This is a genomic window from Leuconostoc citreum, from assembly GCF_007954785.1.
Classification (GTDB): domain Bacteria; phylum Bacillota; class Bacilli; order Lactobacillales; family Lactobacillaceae; genus Leuconostoc; species Leuconostoc citreum.
The window spans coordinates 1,390,877-1,416,696 of sequence record NZ_CP042410.1 but is presented as its reverse complement, the minus strand read 5'-3'; the positions used below and the strand labels follow the sequence as shown (position 1 = coordinate 1,416,696).

The 25,820-nt window shown below is 40.3% G+C and carries 27 protein-coding genes; 21 read left to right on the top strand and 6 right to left on the bottom strand.

Translation table 11 applies throughout. The features are described from left to right. Positions 1-74: 74 nt before the first annotated feature. The 3 genes from FGL72_RS07000 (at position 75) to FGL72_RS06990 (ending at position 3,232) form a co-directional block, all read left to right on the top strand. Positions 75-1,004: an alpha/beta hydrolase gene (locus FGL72_RS07000; RefSeq protein ID WP_004904349.1), complete on the top strand. Its 930-nt coding sequence runs from the start codon at positions 75-77 to the stop codon at positions 1,002-1,004. Positions 1,005-1,167: 163 nt separating this feature from the next. Beyond that, positions 1,168-1,983 carry a glutamate 5-kinase gene (gene proB / locus FGL72_RS06995; protein ID WP_004904348.1) on the top strand — a complete coding sequence of 272 codons (816 nt, stop codon included), beginning with the start codon at positions 1,168-1,170 and terminating at the stop codon, positions 1,981-1,983. A 1-nt stretch (position 1,984) separates the two neighbouring features. Further along, positions 1,985-3,232 carry a glutamate-5-semialdehyde dehydrogenase gene (locus FGL72_RS06990; RefSeq protein ID WP_040189848.1) on the top strand — a complete coding sequence of 416 codons (1,248 nt, stop codon included), beginning with the start codon at positions 1,985-1,987 and terminating at the stop codon, positions 3,230-3,232. A gap of 39 nt (positions 3,233-3,271) precedes the next feature. Here FGL72_RS06990 and FGL72_RS06985 read toward each other — a convergent pair whose 3' ends face one another. Continuing rightward, a complete protein-coding gene (locus tag FGL72_RS06985) occupies positions 3,272-4,228 on the bottom strand; it encodes a nucleoside hydrolase (RefSeq protein WP_133286263.1) in 957 nt (318 codons plus the stop codon). 180 nt (positions 4,229-4,408) lie between these two features. On the opposite strand from FGL72_RS06985, the gene FGL72_RS06980 reads away from it, so the two are divergent. Beyond that, a complete protein-coding gene (locus FGL72_RS06980; RefSeq protein WP_170167821.1) occupies positions 4,409-5,428 on the top strand; it encodes an NAD(P)/FAD-dependent oxidoreductase in 1,020 nt (339 codons plus the stop codon). A gap of 47 nt (positions 5,429-5,475) precedes the next feature. Here the strand turns inward: FGL72_RS06980 and FGL72_RS06975 are convergent, their stop codons facing one another. The 5 genes from FGL72_RS06975 to FGL72_RS06955 form a co-directional block, all read right to left on the bottom strand. Continuing rightward, positions 5,476-6,357, bottom strand: a complete 882-nt coding sequence (locus FGL72_RS06975; protein WP_085699810.1) for a DNA/RNA non-specific endonuclease — start codon at positions 6,355-6,357, stop codon at positions 5,476-5,478. Between the two features lie 66 nt (positions 6,358-6,423). Next, entirely contained in the window at positions 6,424-7,161 is a 738-nt protein-coding gene (locus FGL72_RS06970; RefSeq protein ID WP_085699812.1) for an amino acid ABC transporter ATP-binding protein, read from the bottom strand. Then, positions 7,158-7,856 carry an amino acid ABC transporter permease gene (locus FGL72_RS06965; protein WP_085699814.1) on the bottom strand — a complete coding sequence of 233 codons (699 nt, stop codon included), beginning with the start codon at positions 7,854-7,856 and terminating at the stop codon, positions 7,158-7,160. Before FGL72_RS06965 ends, FGL72_RS06970 begins: the two co-directional genes overlap by 4 nt. Positions 7,857-7,915: 59 nt before the next feature. After that, positions 7,916-8,710, bottom strand: coding sequence for a transporter substrate-binding domain-containing protein (locus FGL72_RS06960; protein WP_085699816.1), 795 nt, complete (start codon positions 8,708-8,710; stop codon positions 7,916-7,918). Between the two features lie 213 nt (positions 8,711-8,923). Beyond that, positions 8,924-9,580, bottom strand: coding sequence for an HD domain-containing protein (locus FGL72_RS06955; protein ID WP_004901164.1), 657 nt, complete (start codon positions 9,578-9,580; stop codon positions 8,924-8,926). A gap of 218 nt (positions 9,581-9,798) precedes the next feature. Here FGL72_RS06955 and metG point away from each other — a divergent pair, with 218 nt between their 5' ends. The 17 genes from metG to accA all read left to right on the top strand — a co-directional run bounded on the left by metG (position 9,799) and on the right by accA (position 25,804). Continuing rightward, complete coding sequence (metG, locus tag FGL72_RS06950; protein WP_004901162.1) at positions 9,799-11,916, top strand: methionine--tRNA ligase; 2,118 nt, start codon at positions 9,799-9,801, stop codon at positions 11,914-11,916. Positions 11,917-11,987: 71 nt separating this feature from the next. Continuing rightward, a complete protein-coding gene (locus FGL72_RS06945) occupies positions 11,988-12,968 on the top strand; it encodes a biotin--[acetyl-CoA-carboxylase] ligase (RefSeq protein ID WP_040189856.1) in 981 nt (326 codons plus the stop codon). Between the two features lie 353 nt (positions 12,969-13,321). Continuing rightward, positions 13,322-14,341, top strand: coding sequence for a type I glyceraldehyde-3-phosphate dehydrogenase (gene gap / locus FGL72_RS06940; protein WP_004901157.1), 1,020 nt, complete (start codon positions 13,322-13,324; stop codon positions 14,339-14,341). Between the two features lie 119 nt (positions 14,342-14,460). Next, entirely contained in the window at positions 14,461-15,270 is an 810-nt protein-coding gene (locus tag FGL72_RS06935) for a metallophosphoesterase (RefSeq protein ID WP_085699818.1), read from the top strand. 162 nt (positions 15,271-15,432) lie between these two features. Next, positions 15,433-15,879: a 3-hydroxyacyl-ACP dehydratase FabZ gene (gene fabZ, locus FGL72_RS06930; protein WP_004901151.1), complete on the top strand. Its 447-nt coding sequence runs from the start codon at positions 15,433-15,435 to the stop codon at positions 15,877-15,879. Beyond that, positions 15,872-16,330 carry a MarR family winged helix-turn-helix transcriptional regulator gene (locus FGL72_RS06925; protein WP_004907458.1) on the top strand — a complete coding sequence of 153 codons (459 nt, stop codon included), beginning with the start codon at positions 15,872-15,874 and terminating at the stop codon, positions 16,328-16,330. Before fabZ (FGL72_RS06930) ends, FGL72_RS06925 begins: the two co-directional genes overlap by 8 nt. Positions 16,331-16,342: 12 nt before the next feature. After that, positions 16,343-17,311: a beta-ketoacyl-ACP synthase III gene (locus FGL72_RS06920; protein ID WP_004901144.1), complete on the top strand. Its 969-nt coding sequence runs from the start codon at positions 16,343-16,345 to the stop codon at positions 17,309-17,311. A gap of 73 nt (positions 17,312-17,384) precedes the next feature. Beyond that, positions 17,385-17,624, top strand: a complete 240-nt coding sequence (locus tag FGL72_RS06915; protein ID WP_004904335.1) for an acyl carrier protein — start codon at positions 17,385-17,387, stop codon at positions 17,622-17,624. A gap of 55 nt (positions 17,625-17,679) precedes the next feature. Further along, positions 17,680-18,648 (top strand): nitronate monooxygenase, encoded by a 969-nt coding sequence (locus tag FGL72_RS06910; protein ID WP_004901137.1) that lies wholly within the window; start codon positions 17,680-17,682, stop codon positions 18,646-18,648. 49 nt (positions 18,649-18,697) lie between these two features. Further along, positions 18,698-19,648 (top strand): ACP S-malonyltransferase, encoded by a 951-nt coding sequence (locus tag FGL72_RS06905; RefSeq protein WP_040176581.1) that lies wholly within the window; start codon positions 18,698-18,700, stop codon positions 19,646-19,648. Beyond that, positions 19,645-20,376, top strand: coding sequence for a 3-oxoacyl-ACP reductase FabG (fabG, locus tag FGL72_RS06900; RefSeq protein WP_004901131.1), 732 nt, complete (start codon positions 19,645-19,647; stop codon positions 20,374-20,376). The genes FGL72_RS06905 and fabG overlap by 4 nt, the downstream gene beginning before the upstream one ends. A gap of 18 nt (positions 20,377-20,394) precedes the next feature. Then, the gene (fabF, locus tag FGL72_RS06895; protein ID WP_085699822.1) at positions 20,395-21,657 is read left to right on the top strand and encodes a beta-ketoacyl-ACP synthase II; all 1,263 of its coding nucleotides are present in this window, start codon (positions 20,395-20,397) and stop codon (positions 21,655-21,657) included. 3 nt (positions 21,658-21,660) lie between these two features. Further along, positions 21,661-22,125, top strand: a complete 465-nt coding sequence (gene accB, locus FGL72_RS06890) for an acetyl-CoA carboxylase biotin carboxyl carrier protein (protein WP_004901127.1) — start codon at positions 21,661-21,663, stop codon at positions 22,123-22,125. 89 nt (positions 22,126-22,214) lie between these two features. Continuing rightward, positions 22,215-22,646 (top strand): 3-hydroxyacyl-ACP dehydratase FabZ, encoded by a 432-nt coding sequence (gene fabZ, locus FGL72_RS06885; protein WP_004904327.1) that lies wholly within the window; start codon positions 22,215-22,217, stop codon positions 22,644-22,646. A gap of 2 nt (positions 22,647-22,648) precedes the next feature. Beyond that, complete coding sequence (gene accC / locus FGL72_RS06880; protein WP_004907451.1) at positions 22,649-24,025, top strand: acetyl-CoA carboxylase biotin carboxylase subunit; 1,377 nt, start codon at positions 22,649-22,651, stop codon at positions 24,023-24,025. A 137-nt stretch (positions 24,026-24,162) separates the two neighbouring features. Continuing rightward, complete coding sequence (locus tag FGL72_RS06875; RefSeq protein ID WP_004904324.1) at positions 24,163-25,002, top strand: acetyl-CoA carboxylase carboxyltransferase subunit beta; 840 nt, start codon at positions 24,163-24,165, stop codon at positions 25,000-25,002. Position 25,003: 1 nt separating this feature from the next. Continuing rightward, positions 25,004-25,804 carry a carboxyltransferase subunit alpha gene (accA, locus tag FGL72_RS06870; RefSeq protein WP_004901118.1) on the top strand — a complete coding sequence of 267 codons (801 nt, stop codon included), beginning with the start codon at positions 25,004-25,006 and terminating at the stop codon, positions 25,802-25,804. Positions 25,805-25,820 lie beyond the last annotated feature (16 nt).

Genomic DNA, 25,820 nt, shown 5'->3' with positions numbered 1-25,820 from the left:
GCTCAGAATAAGTGCCCTTAATTGCGAGAAAGATGATAGGGGTGTACAATAATTACTTTAAGGGGTAAACAAATATGCACAACTTAGTCAAATGGCTGATCGGGTTTGTGGTTGTGATTGTCATTATCTTGCTGCTATCAGGTATGTATTTTTTTCATGTCGCGCAAGTACGTAATCCAAAGTCAAACCAACCAGATATCTTGCGCTCAAAAGATAACTCACTTTACCGATATGAAAATACATTTCTGGCACGTCACAAGCAAATTTGGCATGAAACAACGCGTGATGGCTTAAAATTAGATGCCTGGTACGTACCAGCCGATAAAAAAACCAACAAAACAGCGATACTCGCTCACGGTTGGCACAATAATAAAACAACCATGGCAATTTATGGTGAACTATTTCATGAATTAGGGTACAATGTTTTGATTCCTGATAATCGTGCACATGGTGATTCTCAAGGAAAAATCATTGGCTATGGTTGGCTTGATCGCCGTGACTATATTCAATGGTTGAATCAAATTATTAAATACCAGGGTCAGGATACCGATATTATTATGTACGGTATGAGTATGGGTGCAGCAACGGTACTGCAAGTCTCTGGTGAGCCTGACTTACCACATCAAGTTAAAGCAGTTATTGCAGATTCTGCCTATACAAATTTAGCAGACGAAACAAAATATCAAGCGAAAGCAATGTATCATTTGCCAAGTTTTCCGTTTGTTAATGTTGTTTCCGGCATTTCAAAAATTCGTGCTGGTTACTTTTACGGCGAAGTGAGTCCCTTAAAACAAGTGTCTAAAAGTTCATTACCAACCTTCTTTATACATGGCAGTGCCGATGATTTTGTACCAACCAAGATGGTTTATCCATTATATCGAGCTTTAAAAGCACCAAAATTATTGTGGGTTAGTCAAGGCTCAAAGCATGTTCAGAGTTTTCATGACCACCCAGTACTTTATCGTGACAAGATTGAAAAGTTTTTATCAGAATATGATCGCTAAAAAATAAAAACATGAGTCGCATCATGTTTTTATTTTTTTATACCTGTCTATTCATGATATAATGATAAATGTTAAATGAGAAAATCATTATACCGTGCGTTATTACCTGTGTCAGACATAGCTAACAACCATGAACATGCAAGTAAAAAAGGACGCAATTATCATGCAATTATCACGGTCAGACATTCAATCTGATAAAGCGTGGCGACGCATTGTCGTTAAAGTTGGTACCAGTACTATTGTTGATGCTACTGGCGATATTAAGTATCCAGTAATTAATCGTTTAGCACAAACACTCACACAGCTACAAAAATCAAATTATGATGTTATTTTAGTTACTTCCGGTGCCATTGGCGTTGCATTAAATCAGATGAATAGTCGCACACGGCCAACTGACATTCCTGCGCAACAAGCACTTGCAGCTATTGGGCAAAGCTATTTAATGGCAATTTATAATCAGAGTTTTGCTTTTTATCAACAACATGTTGGACAGGTACTTTTAACCTATGATGTTTTCAACAATAAGCAAATGTTACGTCATACAATCGATGCCATTGAGGCTATGTTGCGTCAAAATGTTATTCCGATTATTAATGAGAATGATGTTATTGCGGTTGATGAGTTAGACCACCAACACTCTTTTGGTGATAATGATCGCCTAGCAGCAATTGTGACACATGAGACATCTGCTGATAGTCTTGTGGTCCTAAGCGATATTGATGCGTTATACACAGCTAATCCACACGTCAACCCAAATGCACAGGCAATCCCACTAGTGTCTGAAGTGACAGCTGAATTGTTGGCTGGTGCTAATGGCTCATCAACACTAGGAACGGGTGGAATGGCCACTAAATTGTATGCAGCCGATTATTTATTAAAACGAGCACGCCAAATGGTATTAATTAATGGCGAAAATCCCGCTACAATATTAGATGTAGTTAACGGAAAACAAGTTGGTACTTTATTTAAAGGAGTTTAATATGGTAGTAAGCGTACAAGAAATTGGACAGCGCGCTAAGACAGCAGCGACTGATGTCGCGGGACTAACAATAACAACACGAAATGATTTATTACGTCAAATGAGTCAGGCATTGTTAGATAACCAGTCGGCCATTATGGCAGCTAATAAGGAAGATATAGCGGCTTATGCGAATACTTTAAGTCAACCGATGATTAAGCGATTGACTCTGGACCAACCAACCATTAAAGCTATTGCGACATCGTTATTGGCAGTTGTTGCATTACCCGACCCATTAGCAGGGCCTTTTGATACTTGGCAAACACATGTTGATTTGAAAATTGTTAAAAGAGTGGTGCCATTAGGCGTGGTGGCTATGATTTATGAAGCACGTCCGAATGTCACAATCGATGCAGCAGCATTAACTTTGAAATCAGGAAACGCTGTTATTTTGCGTGGTGGGAAAGAAGCCATTCATAGCAATACCGTGTTAGCAAATATTTTGCGTGATGTTTTGAGAGATAATGCGCTGAATCCAGATATTATCCAATTGATTACGGATACATCTCACGAGTCAGTGAATGTCTTGCTAAATATGCGAGACTACGTTGATGTCCTAATTCCACGAGGTTCAGCAAAATTCATTGACTTTGTTGTGGCTAATGCGACAGTACCTGTGATAGAGACTGGGGCCGGAAATACCCACATTTTCGTGGATCAATCAGCAGATCAAGAGCAAGCTATTGCAATTATTCACAATGCTAAGACACAAAAACCTGCTGTCTGTAATGCAGCAGAAAAGTTATTGGTTGATGTGGCTATTGCGGCTGAATTTATACCTAAGATTACCGAAAAATTGGTCCGTGCACATGTTGAATTGCGTGGGGATCAAGCCAGCCACCAGCTAGACCCACGGATTAGCTTGGCATCAGAACAAGATTGGGATACTGAGTATAATGATTTGATTATGGGGATTAAAATTGTTTCTGATACCAATGATGCGATTGATTGGATAAATAACCATACAACACATCATTCAGAAACGATTATCAGTAAGTCTTCTGAAAATGTCGCACAATTTATGAATCAAGTAGATGCTGCTGTAGTGTATCAAAATGCATCAAGTCGCTTTACTGATGGTTTTGAATTTGGTTTTGGCGCTGAAATTGGTATTTCAACCCAAAAGTTACATGCGCGTGGGCCGATGGGCTTACCAGCATTGACAACAATTAAATACGAAGTCTTTGGTCAAGGCCAAATACGTGAATAAAAAAGTGTTGCAACGTTATCGCGTTGCAACACTTTTTTATTAAGCTAGAACAGTCAGCATCATCTTTTGAAAATCAGAGACAAAACGAGTAGTGTCAACTAAAATAGCTGCTTTAGTTGTTGTTGGTTCAAGCAATTTTTCTTTATCACCAATAGTACGACCATAATCACCACTATCACGATCATAGGTAACATGCATAGCTAAAGGCATTGTTGTCACATAAGTTGGATCAATACCAACAGCTACAGCTAATGGATCATGTAGCGCTGCGCCTTTTTTGTCGATATCTAAATTGTAGTAAGCATCAATGTAGAAATCCATCAAGTCGGCATATTTTTCACCCGCTAAGGTGCCTAAAGCACGCCAAGCGGCGGTTTCTGTTTTTGTCAGCAGTGTCCGCAATGTCACGTCTAATCCCACCATTGTCAGGTTCTTTTGGCGAGTAAAAGCGTAGTCAGCATCTTCAGGGTCTTGGTGAATATTGGCCTCGGTAAATGGCGATACATTGCCAGGCACTGTCAGTGCACCACCCATTAAGGTGGTGTTGCCAATTAAGTGAGCAACTTCAGCGTCTTTTTTAATTGCTGTAGCCAAATTTGTCAACGGGCCGGTTGGAATGAAAATTAAATCCTCAGCATATTGATGAGCTGATGCAATCAAAAAATCAACGCCAGATTGTTTCTCAACACCACGTGGGGCGACATCTAAGGGTACCTCACCGACACCATTTTTACCATGAATTAACTGAGAAATTGGCATAACATCAAAATGGTCAGCTGTTGAGGCGTGGCTTTCTCCCAAAAAGACAGGCACTTCATCGGCGCCAAGTAGGTGCAATAGATTCAACGAATTTTGTGCAGCCGTTTCAACATAAGTATTACCGTAACTTGCGATAACGCCAATCAAGTCAACGTTTGGATTGCCAACAGCATAAGCCAGAGCGAGGGCATCGTCAATGCCAGTATCAAGGTCAAGAATCATCTTTTTTTGAGCCATAATTTTTTTTGTGTTGTCGCTAATGATGCAACACATCTATCCTCCAAGTCATTAATATCTCTATTATACCGACTGTCGAAAAAAAGTGCGTTAAAAGATGTCATAATAGGTATAATAATGGGAGTAGAATTTTTATTTGAAAGGACGGTTGCCCAAAAAATTGGGTTTATTGAAGGTAATATGGCACAAGAAATTTATGATATTGCTATCATTGGTGGTGGCCCAGTCGGCATGTTTGCAGCATTTTATGCTGGTTTGCGTGATACAAAGGTGATACTCTTAGAAAGCCTAGCAACCCTTGGTGGGCAAGTTACATCGCTTTATCCGGAAAAAACAATTTTGGATGTTGCTGGTTTTTCAGCAACTAAAGGAACCGATTTTATTGCTGCACTATCACAGCAATTACAGCGTTTTCCAGTCGATATTAGAACGCAGACAACAGTGGTTAACTTAGAAAAAAGCGGCAATTTATTCACAGTAATAACAAATAATGGCACGTCTATTCAAGCTAAAACAGTTATTGTCGCAACGGGTAAAGGTGCTTTTGAACCACGTAAAATTCAAGTTGCCGGTGTTGATAATTTAGTGGGTCAAGGGGTGCATTATTTTATAAAAAATAAGCACGACTTTGATAATCATCATATTGCGATTGCGGGTGGTGGTGACTCAGCCGTCGATATGGCAACGATGTTAAGCCATATTGCAGCAGAAACAACTTTAATTCATCGACGCGATAATTTTAGAGCAATGGAACAAAGTGTTAAAACGTTGATGGCATCTAAGGTTATTCGAGAAACGCCTAAAAAAATATTATCAGTTTCAAAGCAACCCGATGGGCGTCTGAAATTACGTTTAGCACACGTTAAAGATAATCAACAAGTTAACGACATCATAGTTAATGACTTAATTATTAACTATGGCTTCATTTCTGAAAACAAAACTATCCAAGCTTGGGCAGTTCAGCCAAAGTTAGCTGGGCAAGTCTTTGCGGTAAATCAGACGCTAGAGACAAACGTACCAGGGCTTTTTGCCATTGGTGATGCTAGTCATTATATTGGCAAAGCAGACTTAATTGCAATTGGTCTAGGCGAAGCGCCAAGTGCAGTGAATGCTGCTATTCGTTGTTTTGATCCTAATCGTGGGGGACCAGGACACTCAAGTTCGATGGTGTTAAAAGATACAATCGTAAGAAACGACTAATAAGTGATTATGCTAAAAAAGCCAATCGTCTTGATTCGATTGGCTTTTTATTTTGCACTATTTTGTATGGTTGCTTTACCAGTTTGATAATCAATAGTAATGCCAGGTTGAACATTAAAAATCCAATAATTTAAGTTTAATATTTTACCATTATCTTGAATGGATTTAGCCATGTAGTGTACGCCGCGTGGTAAGCGTTCAGTACCAATATATAGCGGTGTAACTTGGCCTCTAATCATGATATTTGGATGCTTTTTAATTGCGTTGCGGATGTCATCTTCGGCCACAAGCTGTCCAGGGTACGCATTTTCGACGCGCGTACCAGTGGTCATGTTTTCTGTGACCATGGTTGGCATACCAAAAAATTGATAACCCACAATATGCGACTTGTTCCATAGTGCCTGTTTGCTATTACCTAATTTAACATTTGGGTTATTATGGTAGCCACCAACCCACTTTGTGCCATCAAAGCGGTCATCAATGAACCAGCCAGAAGGGCGTACATCGTAACCAATACGATCTGGACGTTTGGTAACTTTGTCCATCGCTGAACGACTAGCAATAAAATTACCTTGTTGTGAACGACCTAGATTATCCAGCGGTGATAAACTCAAACCATCGACAGGGCGGAGCTTAGACCCTTGTGAGGGGAAAGTTTCCCCCATTTCAACATTTGTAAAGGTTGCTTTATCGCTATTAATATGAACCACATCACCATCAAGTGTGCCGTCCCATTTTAAATTAAGTAAGGCTTGATTATCAGCAGCCACAGCACTCGAAAACGGTTTAGTGCTTGTTGCACCTTGATTAGAATGGGAGGCTTGGTTGTTTTGCCAGAGATAAAAACCAATCACAGCAACTAAAATGAGCACTGATAATATTTTATTTTGTGATTGGTTTCGACGGTTATACGTGCGCTTTCTAGCCATATCATACTCCCTAATTTGTGTCATGAAATCATACTATTTTAACATATAAAAGTTTGTTGATTTCGTTTAAAATTGCATGGCACTTAAAAAATTTTGAATGCGGGGATTCGGGGCTTCGAAAAATTCATGGGCTGCACCTGCGTAAGTGATTTGCCCAGCTTCTAAAAAGAGTACTTGATCAGCAACACGTTTGGCAAACTGCATATTATGTGTCACGATAATCATCGACGTTTTTTGTGATGCCAAATCACGTAAGATGCGTAGAACTTGTGCTTCTAATTCTGGATCTAAAGCACTTGTTGGTTCATCTAGCAATAAATACTTAGGCTGCATCGCTAGTGCACGCAAAATCGCTACTCGCTGTTGCTGACCGCCTGATAGTTGATAGGGATAACGTTCAGCTAAATCTGTCATATTAAACTGTTGCAGGAGACGATCTGCTGTTAAATTGGCATGTTTGATAGACATTTTTTTGACTTTAATCGGACCCTCAGTTAGGTTTTTTCGGACAGTTAGATGTGTAAACAGTGCTTTTTCTTGAAAAACCATGCCAAACTGCTGTCGTGTTGCTAATATTTGGGGCATGGTTAGTGGTTGATCAAAGTCAATCGCTGTATCATTACCTATCTTTAACGTGCCTTTGCTTGGCATTTCTAACAAATTTAATGCCCGTAACAAAGTCGATTTACCTGAACCAGAAGGTCCTAAAATCGCGGTGGTTTGATGTTCTGGAAACGTAGCCGATACGTGATCAAGGGCTAATTTATCATTGTATTGCTGGACTAAATTATTAATACGAATCATTGGATAAACCTCGATGTATAACGTTCTAAGTAATGCTGACCGATAGACAAAATAGTTGTCATGGCAGCATAAACTAGGGCAACAAGTAGATACATGGATAGAATTTTATAGTTTTCAGCTGCAATTTGTTGACTAAGGTAAAACATCTCGACAATCGTAATCACGCTAGCCAATGAAGTATCTTTTAGCAAGCTAATGAGCGAATTACTTAGTGGTGGAATTGAAATGCGCGCTGCTTGTGGCAAAATAATATGACGATAAACCTGAAAAGGTGACATGCCTAATGATTCGGCTGCCTCTTTTTGTACGGCTGGGACAGAAGTTATTGCGGCACGGATACTTTCAGCAGCATAAGCACCTGTGTTTAAGGAGAAAACTGTAATGGCGGCAACCCAAGCATTTGCAAAAAGCGTGATATGTGCATTAGGCAGGCCATAAAAAACAATAAATAATTGTACTATCATAGGCGTCGACCGAAATAACCAAACATAAAAGCTGGCCATACTTTTAATGATAAGAGTTAACAAACGTATGATTGGTGACTTTGGTAATTTCATGATGCGAATGACTGCCGTGATAACGGCAAAAATAATCGCCAACGTAAAAGAAATGATAGTTAATGGTATCGTGTAAAACAATGCCGCACGCAAAATCTCTGGTAAATATTTGATAGCTAAATTGATAAAATCTGACATGTGATATCCTCAGTTTTTAGTGTGGGTCAAAATCGAAATCACTGATTTTTACCGTGTAATCATTTCTTTGTTAAGTCAGCGTTGAAGTAAGTTAATGACAATTTTTGAAGTGTGCCATCTTGTTTCAAATCTGCAATAGCTTGATCAATACGTTGCTGTAATTTTTTATTATTTTTCGCTAACAATGGTGCTGCCGGTGCTGCGGGGCTTTCTTTACTCAAATCAATGGCTGTCGTATCAGCATCAGGGTTGGCTTTTTGCCAGGTAGCATAGGCACCAAGATCGTTGAGTGCACCATCAGCGCGCTGTGTTGTCACCATATTCATGGCTTCAGTCATACCAGGGACAGCAACGATTTCAGCACCATTTTTTTTGGCTAGCACACCAAAATTTGATGTGGTTGATTGTGCCATTTTCTTACCTTTGAGATCTGCTAGAGAATTGAGTTGCGTATTGTTTTTACGCTTAATTAAGACTGTTTTGGCATATAAATAAGGCGTGGAAAAACGGTAAGCTTGCTGTCTTTCTGGGGTCACACCAACGTCGTTAAAAATCACATCGTAACGTTTAGAACCCAAACCGGCAATCAAAGAATCCCATTTTGTCTGGACGTATTTGGGCTTTAAATCAAGTTTTTTGGCAATAGCAGTAGATAAATCGACTTCAAAGCCAGTCAGTTTACCGTCTTGTCGATATGAGAATGGCGCAAATGTGCCTTCTAATCCAATGGTTAGTGTATTAGGCGATATGGTATCAGCTGACGCTTGTTTATGATGCGCTTGCTGTCTAGCCAATCCAATAGCAGCGGCTAATATAATGACGATAGTGATGACGGCGATAGTGATTTTCTTCATGTTTTTTCTCCTGTGCAAACAAAAAGCGCCAACTAGTTAATTTCTAGTTGGCGCTGAGTTAGTCCGTATGATAGTTTGATAGAATGAACGTCAAAATACCGGTGCTAAACAATGCGCCGGTTCGAGCAATATGCAATTACTGCTTGTAATTTTAACATGGTATCCTCCAAAACAATATCATTCTAACTGGGATTAATAGCGTTGTCAAATCTTTTACTTAGTTAAATCCCATTCTGCTTTAAACTGAGCTAGAAAATCGAGCATGAATTGATGACGACTAGTTGCAATTTTTTTTGCAGTGTCAGTATTTAAACGGTCTTTAATCAATAATAATTTTTCATAAAAGTGATTAATTGTCGTACTATCATCATTCCGGTACTCAGCTTTGTTTTGCGCAATACGGGGTGGAATTGCTGGGTCATATAAGATGCGATTTTTCACGGCACCATAAGTAATGGCACGTGTAATGGCAATGGCGCCCACAGCTTCCAATCGGTCAGCATCTTGCACGATTTGACCATTGATATCAAGGTGTTGAGCTTGACCACCAATGCCTTTTGACCAAGACATATTATCAATAATGTAAAAAATCCGTGAAATATCGTCTTGAGATACTGAAATATTGCTCAAAAATGTTTTAAGATGTGATTTTGCTAATTGCACATCCGATGCATTATTAAACAATTTATCATCGTAGACATCGTGCAGTAATGCGGCAGCACGAACGATAAAAGGGTCGGCCATAGGTTCATTGATTAGAATTTTGTTTGCTAACGCCACGACACGGTCAATGTGATCGGCACTGTGCCCTGAATTATCTGAAGCGAGTGCTGTCTGCATGTATTGCGTAATTTGTTCGAGTTGCGTCATATCAAGCTCCCTTAAATTATTAATGTGGTATATTCTACCTTATCAGTTTCTGGTCGAGTAATAAAGGGGCAATATTTCCCACAAATCGGCAGCACGAGCTGAAAAAAACTATGAAAAATAAATAAAATTCGTTATAATTATCTTAGTAAATCACGCCTCATACGGCAGAAAAACATGCACAAGACCCTTGTTAGCATGTTAGAGAAAGAGAGACTCATATGTCAGAACCAAATAATGTTCTTTTTAATACAGCTAATCTAACAGATTCAGCTGTCATTTACGATAAGTTTTCGAAGGCAGAACAACAGTTTTCTGTGCAAAAAGACAAGACTTTCTATATTACGACACCAATTTATTACCCATCCGGAAAGTTACAATTAGGGAATACCTATACTACTGTATTGGCTGATGCTGCAGCGCGCTATCATCGTTTGCTTGGTGAACAGGTGCATTTTTTGACCGGAACGGATGAGCACGGCCTCAAAATCCAGCAAAAGGCAGAGGCAGCTGGCACGTCTGAGATTGCTTATCTTGATGGTATGGCTAAGCAAATTAAAGACTTGTGGCAACTGATGGACATTTCATATGATGATTTCATTCGGACCACGGAAGAACGTCACGAGAAGGCCGTCCAAAAAATCTTTAATACATTGTTTGAAAAGGGCGACATTTACAAAGGGGAGTACGAAGGCTGGTACTCTGTTTCTGATGAGGAATACTTTACTGAATCACAATTAGCAGAAGTATATCACGATGATGCTGGGAAAATGATTGGTGGTAAAGCACCTTCAGGTCACGAAGTAGAGTTAGTTAAAGAAGAAGCTTATTTCTTCAAAATGAGCAAGTACGCTGATTGGCTGTTAGATTATTATAAGACACATCCTGAATTCATCCAACCAGAAGCGCGCATGAACGAGATGATCAACAACTTTATTGCACCGGGTCTTGAAGATTTGGCTGTGACACGTACAGCTGTTGACTGGGGTATTCCAGTACCAGGGGATGAAAAGCATGTTATCTACGTTTGGATCGATGCTTTGTCAAACTATATTACAGCTTTAGGATATGATTCTGATAATACAGACTTATTTGATAAGTTTTGGCCAGCAAATGTGCAGCTTGTTGGTAAAGAAATCGTTCGTTTCCATACCATTTATTGGCCGATTATGTTGCATGCCCTTGGATTGGAATTACCAAAGTCAGTGATTGGACATGGTTGGTTGGTTATGAAAGATGGCAAGATGTCAAAGTCCAAGGGAAACGTAATCTATCCGGAAGTGCTTGAGGCACGTTATGGTCTGGACGCTGTCCGTTACTATCTGCTACGCGCCATGCCTTTTGGAAATGATGGTGTCTTTACACCAGAAGACTTTGTGGCCCGAGTCAATTTTGATTTAGCTAACGATCTTGGTAATTTGTTGAACCGTACAGTTGCTATGATTAATAAATATGAACATGGTGTTGTGCCAGAATTGCACACCGGTAAAACGGACTTTGATGAAGATCTTGTACGTACAGTTGAAGATGCTATTGCAGACTACAATAGATATTTCCAAGACATGCGTACAGCTGATGCACTAGAGAGCGTTTGGACGATTATTCGCCGGGCAAATAAGTATATTGATGAAACGCAACCGTGGGTATTAGCTAAAGATGATACGCAAAAGGTCGTTTTGTCTAATGTCATGGCACATCTTGCCGCAGCCTTGCGAGTTGTTGCTGTATTGTTACAGCCTGTATTAACACAAGCACCAAAGAAAATTTATGAACAGCTTGGATTCACTTATCCAGAAAATGGCGTACGTATTGCTGGCTTAACTTTCGGTAAATTACCAACGGGTGGCACAGTGGTCAAAAAGGGCGAACCAATTTTCCCACGCCAAGATGTAACGGAAGAAGTTGCCTTCATTTCCGGCTTAGTATCAAAAGATACCAAAGGCAAAGGCCGTGCTGCCAAGGAAGCGGCCAAGCAGGCAGCCAATGAGGCACCGCAAGAACCTAAACGGGATTTGATTACTTATGATGATTTTGCCAAAGTGGAAATTTTAGCCGCTAAAATTGTTGCCGGAGAACTTGTTGACAAGTCAGAAAAGTTATTGAAGTTTACACTTGATGATGGTTCTGGCAAGCCACGTCAAATTTTATCAGGTATTCGCAAATGGTACCCTAATCCAGAAGTGCTCGTCGGCAAGACAGTTGCCATTGTTGCTAATATGAAGCCACGTAAAATGGCGGGTGAGGTGTCAGAAGGTATGATTCTATCAGCCGAAAAGAATGACATTGTTACTGTGACAATATTACCCGACACGATTGTGGCTGGTTCTGGAATTGAATAATAGCATTTATGCCAAGATGTTTTGACGCATCTTGGCATAAATTTTATGCTGAGTAGCAAATAGGAGATGTGATGAATACAGCAGATAAGTTACTATACTTGTTAATTCAGGCCGACGGCTGGGTATCGGGGGAATTGATTGCCCAAAGTCTTGGTATGACACGTACATCTATATGGAAGTCTGTACAAAAATTAGAAGCACAAGGGCACACGATAGAAAGTGTCCGCGGGCAGGGTTATCGTTATGTTGAAGGGGCTAAAATATCAGTTGCTGGTATAGAAAAATATCTCAAACAACATGTGAATCTGGAAGTTTTTGATACCATTGATTCAACAAATATCTACGCCAAGGAAAAGCTTGGTTCACGTGAAATTAACGAGACCACAGTACTGGTGGCTGAACAACAAACAGGCGGTGTTGGCCGTTTAGGTAGGCAATTTTTTTCACCCAAAGATACAGGATTATATGTCACATTTGCGTTACCATTAGATTCACATAGTGCGGTCAATCCTGGGCGATTAACAACAAGCACAGCGGTCGCAACATCAAAAATGGTAAAAGAATTGTTTAATATCGACCTAGAATTCAAGTGGGTTAATGATTTGATTTACCATAACCGTAAGGTTGGTGGTATTTTAACTGAGGGCACCATCGATATTGAAAGCCAACAATTTTCGTCTTTAGCTGTTGGTGTTGGGATGAACTTGGCTGTTCCGGCAACAGGTTTCCCCGAAACAATCAGTCAAAAGGCTGGGGCGTTAGTCGACAAATTAACTGTGTCGCGAAACCAAGTCGTTGCCACGCTAATTAATTATTTTTTTGATATGTATGCTGACTATCAAGATGGTCGGTATATCGACCAGTATCGCCAACGTGTGGTTGGGATTGGGCAACAAGTGGAAGTACAACGTGGCCAGACACACATTAATGGTGTTATTAAAGAGATTGATGAAGACGGGCGTTTGGTAGTAGATACTGAAACAGGGTTAGCATATATTAATTCTGGTGAAATTACTAAGTTAATGTTGCCAAACAACGGGTATAAAGGCTAAACAGTATTTTCCTCTTATGACTAAGGAAAAGTGTAGGTTTATCTTTTAAAGTTCACTCAATCACAATGTTGTGATTGAGAGTTGTTTTTTACGGCTATTGATGTGACAAGATACAGGCTATTTTATCATTTGACTATATTTTTTGTTTGTGAATCATCGAGGTAAAAGTACTTGTGCGCGCTAGCTTTTGACGATGGAAAATCTGGTGGCGTGTTAATTATCATGCTATTTCATGTTGTCGTATAACGAACGGTGGCAATCGTTTGTGTTGTGCTTTCGTTCGCTCAATCGCTAACTTTGTGCTATAATATTGGTGTTGACATAAGTCAAAAATTTTTGGAGGATCTAAACACATGACTGTTAAGATTGGTATTAACGGATTTGGACGTATTGGCCGTTTGGCTTTCCGTCGTATCCTTGAATTGTCAGATACAGCTTCAGATATTGAAGTGGTTGCAATTAACGATTTAACTTCACCCGAAATGTTGGCATACTTGTTGAAGTATGACTCAATTCATGGTGTGTTGAAGGCAGAAGTTTCATCAGATGAAACAGGTATCATCGTTGATGGTAAGCACTACACAGTTTACGCAGAACGTAATGCTGCTGACCTAAAGTGGGTTCAAAATGATGGCGTTGAATATGTACTGGAAGCTACTGGTTTCTATACATCAGCCGAAAAAGCACAAGCTCACTTGGATGCCGGTGCCAAGAAAGTTTTGATTTCTGCACCAGCAGGTAAGGTGCCAACAGTTGTTTACGGCGTTAACCAAGACATTTTGAAGGCAGAAGACAAGATTGTTTCTGCTGGTTCATGCACAACGCAATCATTGGCTCCAATGGCAAATGCTTTGTCAAAGGAATTCGGTGTTAAGACTGGTTTGATGTTGACAGTGCACGCATACACTGCTTCACAAAGCTTGCAAGATGGTCCTAAGAGCTCAAACTTTGCAAAGCGTCAAGCTAACCGCGATGCTGCTTCAAACTCATTGCCACACTCATCAGGTGCTGCCAAGGCTATCGGTCTTGTTGTGCCTGAATTGGATGGTAAGTTGACTGGTTCAGCTATTCGTGTTCCTGTTCCTGCAGGTTCAATCACTGAATTGTCAGTTATTTTGGAAAAAGAAGTAACTGTAGAAGAAGTTAACGCAGCTATGAAGAAGTATGAATCAGATTCATACGGTTACAATGGTGATGGTTTGGTATCAACAGACATCATCGGCGACACACACGGTACAGTATTTGATCCTACACAAACTGAAATCGTTTCAGGTGAAGATGCACAACTTGTTAAGGTTGCTGCATGGTATGATAACGAATACGGCTTCACTTCAAACATGATCCGTACATTGTTGCACTTCGCTACATTGTAATTTGATTGTTTCGTTTCATTAAAAGAAGACCTACTTGTGTAGGTCTTTTTTGTGTTGTGTCGGTATTTTTTACCAATCTATGCTATACTTTATTCAGCTATTTGAAAGAGGTTTTGTTTGTGAAAGTTGCGTTTTCATCAGATAATCATTTTGATCTCAATAAGTTGGATGTCCAGCGGATGATGCACATTCAAGCATTATATTTGTTGAATCATGCGGTAGATATTTATGTGATTGCCGGTGATTTATTTAATGATTTTAACCAATCGTTAAAATTTGCGCGCGACATGCAAGAAGCCCTGGGTGATAAAATGTTGATTCGATTTATTGCCGGCAATCATGATATGGGTTATGGAGTGACTTACGAAGAGTTAGAAAGTGATATTGATCCCTTGTACTTTCATAATAAGTTCATTGATTTAACACCAGAAGTTCGCTTGATTGGCAATAACGGTTGGTACAATTATGATTTTGTTGGTGATGATTACACAGAAGAGCAGATTGCACAATTTAAGGCGGCGTTCTGGTATGATCGCCGAATTAAACAACCTGTTTCAGATAAAGAGCGCTTTAATCGTAATATGTCACAGTTGTCAGAACAGTTAAAAGCTGCAGGGCAGAAGCAAACTGTCGTTGTGTCACATTTTGTTCCCCGACGTGACTACATTAAACGTTTTCCAAACGGTAATACGCGACTAGATATGGCTAACGCGCTACTGGGAAGTGAACAGGTCGGCCATATCTTAGATAAATCATATACGATTAATACAATTACCGGCCATCTGCACTTACACCCCGCCCCATTAAAAGTTGGCAATAATGTTTATTACAATGTTGCTGTTGGCTATAACACATCGCGTGTTCATGAATGGGCATCAGATGATTTTATTTCTGAGTGGCAGCAACGATTAATTATTCTTAATTTTTAAGCACCTATAGCGGGTGCTTTTATTAATTCTTAAAAATTAGTTTGACTATCGAAATAAATCATGAGATAATTTGACTATTATATATTTCGATTATCGAAGTATTTGACGAAAGGAAATGTGTTTTGGCTAAGTGCTTTTTTAGTCAAATCATGCTAGTGAATTATGCCAGTTCTTACAACAACAGAAATTATGGATCTTATTCCCAATCGTTATCCCATTCTCTATATGGATTACGTTGAGGAGATGGTACCAGACGAATCAATTGTAGCGGTTAAAAACGTCACAATTAATGAACAATTTTTCCAAGGTCATTTTCCAGGCAATCCAGTAATGCCAGGTGTTCTAATTATTGAATCACTTGCCCAAGCCGCCTCAATCTTGATTTTGTCTTCACCCCAATTTAAAGGTAAGACAGCTTATATGACAGGTATTGATGACGCCAAGTTCAAGAAAATGGTTGTACCTGGTGATGTTTTGAAGTTGCATGTTACTTTTGGTAAGCTTCGCGCAAATATGGGGAGCGTGATTGTGGAAGCAAAAGTTGACGGGAAGACAGCAACATCGGCAGAGCTGATGTTCGTTGTTGCACCAGATGAAACTAATGAATGAAACAGTACCAGTAAATTTTGAATCGTTAAACGGTGAATTAGTTGATGTTTTCAATAATGTGATGTGGATTGAAGAAGCTGCCTTAAAGCAGAGTGATTTTTCAGATATTACTTTGAAAGATATGCACACCATTGATGCTGTTTCGATGTACTCGGAGAAAAGTGCATCACAGGTAGCAAAGATTGTACACTTAACACCCAGTGCGATGACGACTGCCATCGATAAATTAGTCGATAAAGGTTATATTGAGCGACGACGATCTAACAAAGATCGTCGCGTTGTTCGTTTGGGGTTAACACACAAGGGACGAGTGGTTTATCGTGCACATCAAGGATTTCATCGTGATTTAACACATAATTTGTTAAAAGACATGGCACCGCAAGAGACCGTTATTGTCCAACGAGCCATCCATAATTTGGTATGTTATTTAGCAAATGTTATTAAACATTAAATAGGGGAAGCCATGGAACACCTAAAAATTGTGGCATCAGCAAGGCAAATTCCAAGTCGACAGGTGACTAATGACGAGTTGAGCACGATGATGGACACAAATGATGAATGGATACACAGTAGAACTGGCATTCATCAACGTAATGTTGTTGTCACTGAAAACACCAGTGATTTAGCTACGAAAGTGGCAGAAAAGCTGCTTGAGCAGACAGGGACGACGGCAGAGAGTATCGATTTTATTATTGTCAGTACAATGTCACCAGACGCCTTGTCACCTAGTACTGCAGCGATTGTTCAAGGCGCAATCGGCGCCAATCAGGCGTTTGCTTTTGATTTGAGTGCGGCTTGCTCCGGATTAGTTTATGGTTTGAGTGTTGCCACAAGTTTATTAACGCGTTATCGACGCGGTATTGTAATTGGTGCCGAAGTGTTATCAAAATTAGTCGATTGGCATGACCGAACAACGGCTGTATTATTCGGCGATGGCGCTGCTGGTGTAATGATTGAACGCACATCAGATGCAATTGGCCTAGCTGGTGAAGAACTACGTACTTTTGGTGATAAAGGGGAAAATTTAGTTGCCGGACAATTTGGCAACAGTAACCCTTTCTCTGGTGAAATATCTAGTTTAGATCCATATTTTCACCAGAATGGTCGAGAAGTTTATAATTTTGCCACGCGTGAAGTGCCTGAAGCGTTAGAAAGTGCTTTGAAAAAGGCGAAAGTGGCTGCTGATGATGTTGATTTCTACTTATTACATCAAGCAAATGCAAGAATTGTGTCATCTATTGCTAAGCGTTTTGGACAACCAATTGACAAATTCCCGATGAATATGGGAACCAATGGTAATACGAGTGCAGCAAGTATTGGTATTTTATTAGATGAGTTAAGAGAAGCTGGAATTATTCATCCTGGCCAAACAATTGCCTTTGTTGGCTTTGGCGGTGGCTTAACAGTTGGCGCTCAAATTTGGAAAATCTAAAATAATCGGTGTAGATCGGCTGCACCGTAAAAATCTAACGACAATACATAAAACGAATATTAGGAGACTTATAATGACAGATGCAGAAATTTTTGACAAGGTTAAGGAAATCTTGGTTGACCAATTTGATTTGGAAGAAGACGAAGTAACGCTTACAACAGATTTGACAAATGATATCGATGCCGATTCATTGGACTTGTTTGAAGTGTTGAACCGTGTTGAAGATGATTTCGACATTAAGTTGGCTGTTGCCGAAGATATCAAGACAACCCAAGATTTGGTTGACAAGGTTAAGGAACAATTGGCAGCTTAATGTATCAAGTGATCAGCTATGGTCACGTACATAATTATATTCAAAGGAAAACATAATGGTAGTAAACGTAGACAACCCAATTTTTAAAAAGTTAGGCATGAAATACCCAATTGTAGAAGGCGGGATGACGTGGGCCGGAACAGGTGCATTAGCAGCAGCAATTTCTGAAGCTGGTGGCCTTGGATTTATTGGTACTGGTTATTGGCACGGCGAAGATGTACGCCGAGAAATTAAGCGTGTGAAATCATTGACAGATAAGCCTTTTGGCGTTAATGTGATGTTGTTGAGTCGTCATATCCGTGAAGTATTTGATGTTATCATCGAAGAAGGCGTTAAAGTTGTGGCAACAGGTGCAGGTGATCCATCACCTTTCTTAGATGAATTGCATGCTGCTGGGATCATTGTTATGCCTGTTGTACCGTCTGTTTCTCTCGCCAAAATGATGGAGAAAAAGGGTGTTGACGCTGTTATTGCAGAAGGTATGGAGTCTGGTGGTCATATTGGTATGTTGACAACAATGGCTTTGGTGCCTCAGGTTGTTGACGCCGTTGATATTCCAGTGATTGCAGCTGGTGGTATTGGGGATGGTCGTGGTGTTGCGGCTGCCTTCATGCTAGGTGCTGCCGGAGCACAAATGGGAACACGCTTCCTAACAGCAACTGAATCAGAAATTCATCCTAACTTTAAAGCGAAAATTTTGAAAGCTAAAGATATTGATACGATTGTAACTGGTAACTTATTAGGTAATCGTGCACGTGTCTTGAAAAATAAAATGGCTAAAAACTTCGTTAAAAATGAAGTTAACGAATTACAAAAAGAAAAGCCAGACGCTGCTGCTATCGAAAAATTGGAATCAGGCACACTGCGTTGCGCAGTGCAAGAAGGCGATAAGGAAGGCGGAGCCTTTATGGCCGGCCAAATTTCAGGCTTAATTAAAGATGAAAAGCCGGCTGCTGATATTTTGTCTGATATTTGGACACAGGCTACCGGTGTAATGGGTATTGAGAATAAAACACTATCATAAGTTTAGAAGGCGTACAGTCTTCGTAAATAGATAGTATACGGGGTTAAACATGAAATTAGGTATTTTATTTAGTGGTCAAGGGGCACAGAAAGCCGGTATGGGTTCTGACTTGTATGACGCACTACCAGGTTATCAAGAAACGATTGATCGCGCATCGAATATATTGGGTTATGATTTACAATCAGTTGCTAATGATGATAGTAAAATTTCTCAAACAGCATATGCACAACCTGCTATTCTTGCAATGAGTACGGCGATTGTAAATGCTTTGGGCGACGCGTTACCAACACCACTTGCGGGATTGGGATTAAGTTTGGGAGAATATTCGGCTTTGACAGCTGCTGGTGCATTATCGTTTGACCAAGCAGTTGCTATTATCAAAGACCGGGGCATTTATATGCAGACTGCTGGTGAAGCTAATCCTGGTAAAATGGTCGCTGTGATGGGAGACAATCAACAATTAGTTAAAGATGTGCTGGCAAAATTACAGTCAGAGGGTAAGCGCGTTTATCCGGCTAATTACAATACCTTTGCACAGTTGGTCATTGGTGGTGTGGCGGCTGATGTTGATGTAGCAATGACAGCATTAACTGAAGCAGGCATTCAGCGTATGGTTGAATTACCGGTATCTGGTGCATTTCATACACCATTGTTGACTCAAGCAGCAACGCAGTTAACTGAGCGTCTAACTAATGAAACGTTCGCCCCATTTAATTACCCCGTTTACTCAAATACAACCGGTGAAGCATTTTCAACGGACACCTTATTTGATACATTAACGAAGCAAATTATTTCACCAACCTACTTTGCACAAGCACTACAACGTATGTTGGATGATGGCGTTGATACCTTCATAGAAGTTGGCCCATCTGACACTTTAATTAAATTTGCAAAGAAAATCGCGCCAAAGGACGTCAAGCGCTATGCGATAACAGATTTGGCAAGCTTCAATGATGTCCGCGATATGCTATTAGCCGAAAAGGAGCAATCACAAGCATGACAGATTTTACTAACCAAACAGTCTTAGTTACAGGATCATCACGTGGTATTGGTTTGGCAATTGCCAAAGCTTTTGATGCCGCTGGTGCGCAATTAATTTTACATGCACGTTCAGAAATTAAGCCAGAAGTGTTAGCTGAATTTAAGCAAAAGCCACAGACATTGCAATTTGATATTGCCGATGCAGAAGCTGCGGAAGCAAGTATCAAAGCACTTTATAAGCAAGAGGGCTTTGAAGGTATCGACGTTTTGGTCAATAACGCTGGGATTACTAAAGATCAACTTGCTATGGCAATGGCACCAGCTGACTTTGCTAATGTCGTTAATGTCAATTTGAATGGTACCTTTAATGTCACACAACCCATTTTCAAAAAAATGATTCGTCAAAAGCATGGGGCTATTATTAACTTAAGTTCTGTTGTGGGACTCATGGGCAACATGGGCCAAATTAATTATGCTGCTTCAAAGGCTGGTATTATTGGCTTTACAAAGTCATTAGCCAAAGAAGGTGCGCGGCGTGGTATTCGTGTCAATGCGATTGCGCCAGGCATGATTGTGTCAGATATGACAGCAGTGCTACCTGAAGAGACACAGGCTGAAATATTGAAAAATATTCCTTTGTCTCGATTTGGTGAGGCTTCTGAAGTAGCAGATGTCGCTTTGTTCTTGGCAAGCAACACATACATTACTGGGCAAACATTGACAGTTGATGGTGGATTGTATATTTAATTAATGAAGGAGAGTAACATGTCACGAGTAGTAATTACTGGTCTTGGTGCAGTAACACCACTTGGAAACGATACAGAAACGTTTTTAAATGGTATCTTCAACGAAGAAATTGGTATTAAGCCAATTACAAAGTTTGATGCAAGCGAGACAGGAATCACAGTAGCAGGTCAAGTTGATGGGTTTGATCCAGCACAACGTGTTGGTAAACGTGATGCACGTAAGTTGGATTTATTTTCACAATACGCAATTGATGCAGCCGATCAAGCTTTGGAAAATGCTGGATTGAAATCCCCTGAAGGTTCTGAAAATCCAACAACAGTTAAAGATCCAACACGTTTTGGTGTTATTTTAGGAAATGGTATTGGTGGTTTGACGACTATCCAAGAACAAGTGATTAAAATGCACGACAAAGGGCCACAACGTGTTAGCCCACTATTCGTGCCTGAATCTATTCCAAACATGGTATCTGGTAACGTATCATTACGTTTTGGTGCCAAGGGTGTGAATTATACAGTCGTCACTGCTTGTGCTTCGGCTACTAATGCCATTGGTGAGGCGTTCTGGCGTGTACAATCAGGCAAGGCTGATGTCATGTTGACTGGTGGGTCTGAAGCCACTGTCAACGAAATTGGTATTGCTGGTTTCGCAGCTTTGACTGCTTTGTCAACAGAAACAGATCCAACTGAAGCATCAAAACCATTTGATAAGAACCGTCATGGCTTCGTATTAGGTGAAGGTTCTGGTATTTTGGTGATTGAAAGCCTTGAACATGCTCAAGCTCGTGGCGCAAATATTTTAGCTGAATTGGTTGGTTACGGTGCATCTTCAGATGCATACCATATGACTTCACCATCGCCTGATGGTGAAGGTGCAGCACGTGCCATCAACGATGCACTACGTGATGCATCACTTGAACCAAACCAAATTTCATATATCAATGCTCATGGTACAGCGACAGGTGCTAATGATTCTGGTGAAGCACATGCCATTGCGACAGTCTTTGGTGAAAATACTGTGCCTGTTTCTTCAACAAAGGGTATGACAGGACACTTACTAGGTGCTGCAGGTGCTATTGAAGCATTGATTTCGGTTGGCGCTATTGATCGTGGCCAATTGCCTGTTAACGTTGGTGTTGATGAACAAGATGATGATACTAAAGTCGTTAACTTAGTAACAAAAGCAACACAAAACCAAGCACCTGAATATGTTATGAGCGCGAACTATGGCTTTGGTGGTCATAATGCAGTTATAATTTTCAAAAAATGGTATGAAGAGGCGTAATTCATGAGTTTAACAATCGAGGAAATTCGTAGTTTAATAGCGGATTTAGAAAACAGTTCACTACGTGAATTCCAAGTTTCTGATGGTGATTTTAATTTACACCTGTCAAAGAATGAAAATGTTGCACCTGTTAGCCCAGTTGCAGCACCAGCACCTGTGGCAGCTGCCCCAGTAGCAGCGGTAGCTGAACAAGCTGCTACGCAACCAGTAGCTGCTCCTGAACAGGCTGGTACTAAAATTGTTGCACCTATGGTCGGTACAGTTTATCTACAACCTAAGCCAGACGCACCTATGTTCAAGAAAGTTGGCGATAAAGTTGCGGTTGGTGAAACCGTTGCAATTATTGAAGCTATGAAATTGATGACAGAAATTCACAGTGAAGTTTCTGGGACTATTTCTGATATTCTTGTTGAAAACGAAGAAGTGGTTGATTATAATAAGCCACTCTATGTTGTGACAGAAGATTAATCAAAGCGGTTTTAACCGCGTACATACCTGAATAGGAGGAAAGGCGTTATCATTTTGTTACACAGATAAATGATACGTTAGAAAGACAAATGAGCTTATTAAATACCCAACAAATTATGGAAATTATTCCTCATCGTTATCCTATGTTAATGTTGGATACAGTTGAAGAACTTGTACCTGGGGAACGCGTTGTTGCCTACAAAAATATATCAATTAACGAAGAAATTTTCCAAGGCCACTTTCCAGGAAATCCAACTTTTCCCGGCGCATTAACTGTCGAAGCATTAGCACAGGCAGGTGCTGTTGCTTTATTATCAATGCCTGAATATAAAGGTAAGACGGCATACTTTGGTGGTATTAAAAAGGCCCGTTACCGTCAAATGGTACGTCCAGGAGACCGCTTGAAGTTAGAAGTGAATATTGAACGTCTACGTGGTCCAATTGGTACTGGTAAAGGTATTGTTTGGATTAATGACAAAAAGGCGACGACGGCAGAACTAACATTCATCATTGGAGATTAATTGTGTTTAAAAAAGTATTGGTTGCAAACCGTGGCGAAATTGCGGTGCGTATTATCAGAACGTTAAAAGAAATGGGTATCGCTTCAGTTGCGATTTATTCTACGGCCGATAAAGACAGTCTACATGTGCAGTTAGCCGACGAAGCTATTGCAGTTGGTGGTCCAAAGCCAAAAGATTCATATTTACATATGAAAAATATTTTGACTGCTGCACTTTTGACAGGCGCTGAGGCTATTCACCCTGGTTATGGTTTCTTATCTGAAAACGCTTTGTTTGCAGAAATGGTTGGTGAAGTTGGTATTAAATGGATTGGCCCTCGACCTGAAACTATTGATTTAATGGGCAATAAGTCAAATGCGCGTGAAGAAATGCGACAAGCTGGTGTCCCCATTATTCCAGGATCGGATGGCTTTATTCGTGATTTTGATGAAGCAAAAGCTGTGGCTGATAAAATTGGTTATCCGCTATTACTGAAAGCTGCCGGTGGTGGTGGTGGTAAAGGCATGCGGTTTGTGTATCATGAAGATGAGTTATCTGAAAAGTTTGACTCTGCTCAAAATGAAGCACGTGGCGCAGTTGGCGATGATCACATGTATGTGGAAAAAGTCATGGAAAATGTGCGTCATATCGAAATGCAGTTAATCCGTGATGATAATGGCCATGTCATTTATTTCCCAGAACGTAACTGCTCATTGCAACGTAATAACCAAAAAGTCATTGAGGAATCACCAGCAACTGGTATGACACCAGCCATGCGTGAGCACTTGGGTGAGATTGTGACTAAAGCTGCTCAAGCAATTACCTACGAAAATACTGGAACAATCGAATTTTTGCAAGACAAAGATGGCAATTTCTATTTTATGGAAATGAACACACGTCTGCAAGTTGAACATCCAGTGACAGAGATGGTTACTAACCTTGATTTGATTAAGCTGCAAGTCATGGTAGCGGCCGGTTACGATTTGCCACTGACACAAGATGAAGTTGAGGTTGACGGACATTCTATCGAAGTACGTTTGACGGCTGAACAGCCTGCTAAGCACTTTGCACCGAGTGCGGGAACCATTGATTTTGTCTTCTTACCAACAGGTGGTCCTGGTATTCGTCTTGACGCACCACTTTATGATGGCTACAAAGTACAGCCATTCTACGATTCTATGATTGGTAAATTAATTGTTAAGGGTAAAACACGTGAGGAAGCACTGATTAAAATGCGTCGTGTTGTCGATGAAATCGTCATTCAAGGTGTCGAAACCAGTCGCGACTTCCAAAAAGCTTTGCTAGATGATCCACATGTACAAAGTGGTGACTTTGATACGCGCTATTTAGAAAATGAATTTTTGCCACAATGGATGGCAACTTTATCAGATAGCGAATAAACAGACATACCGCGTATGGTCACCATATGCGGTATTGTTGTATCAACCTTAAAGGATTGTGTCTTTTGTTTTATCAGAACGAATAGGAGGATGTGTATTCATCAGTTATTGGCAATTGGTGAATACACAAAGCTAATATGGATTTATATGAAAATCAACGATCAACATCAAAAATTAAACGAGATGCCTCAGTTAACGATCGCATTCCCGATGGGCTATTTTTAGCTTGTCCTTACTGTGGTACACAAATGTACAATAAGCAGTTGGGCGACTATCGCGTTTGCGCTAAATGTGGCTATGGTTTCCGTTTACAGGCACGTGAACGTGTGGCTCTCCTGACAGATAACTTTGAAGAGATGGATGCTGATATTGAAATGACAACGCCAGATTTTCCTGGTTATGCGGAAAAGTTAGCACGAGCTAAGTCACAAACTGACTTGGGTGAATCTGTATTGACAGGTGTTGCAAATATTGAAGGCGAGCAAGTGGCATTGGGTGTGATGGATTCATACTTCATGATGGGATCACTGGGTTCAATGACGGGGGAAAAAATTACACGCCTGTTTGAGTACGCCACGGCACATCAATTACCGGTTGTTTTGTTCACTGCTTCAGGTGGTGCACGTATGCAAGAGGGTATTAATTCATTGATGCAGATGGCTAAAGTATCCGCTGCAGTTGCTGCACATCAAGAAGCCGGTCTGTTGTATTTGGTTGTTTTGACTGATCCAACCACTGGCGGTGTAACTGCCAGTTTTGCAATGCAGGGAGATGTTACTCTGGCTGAGCCACACGCTTTGGTCGGTTTTGCTGGTGCACGTGTCATTGAATCAACGATTCATGAAAAGCTACCAAAAGACTTTCAACGTGTAGAAACATTGCTTGAGAATGGTTTTGTTGACAAAATTGTACCACGTGCAGAATTGGGTCAAATTATCGCCAAAATAGTAAAGTTACACCACAGGACGGAGATTTAATATGGCAGTTAATATTGGATTGAATTTATTTAGACATGAACTGACACCTGCTGAAGTTGTCAAAAAATCACGTGAAGATCGTTTCTTTGCAAGAGAAATTATTGATGGTATTTTCACTGATTTCATTGAATTTCATGGCGATCGCCAAAGTGGTGATGACATGTCAGTTATTGGTGGTATTGCCGCATTGAATGGTAAGCCAGTAACTATTATTGCCATTGATAAAGGTATTGATATCAATGATAAGTTGAGCAAAAGAAATGGCTCACCTGAACCTTGGGGTTACCGTAAGGCACAGCGTTTGATGCAACAAGCTAACAAATTTCACCGACCAATTGTTACTTTTATCAATACACCTGGTGCCTTCCCTGGTAAAACAGCCGAAGCACAAGGACAAGGAGAAGCTATCGCTAAGTCGATTTTAGAGTCAATGAAACTCACAGTCCCTATGATTGCAATTATCTATGGTGAAGGTGGCTCAGGTGGCGCATTGGCTTTAGCAACGAGTGATCAAGTCTGGATGTTCCAAAACGCGACATATTCAATTTTATCACCAGAAGGATTTGCCTCAATATTGTGGAAAGATAGTAAGCGTTCTGACGAAGCAGCTGGTGTGATGGGATTGACGCCTAAGGATTTACTGAACAAAAACGTGATTGAATACATTATTCCTGAATCACGTAACCATCCCCGCGTCTTTAACTTAATTCGTAAGCGTCTGGATGATGAATTTACACGATTAAATGAATTAACGCCTGATGAATTAATTGCACAGCGACGGGCGCGCTTCAGAGCTTTCTAGTATGGTATAATAGTTA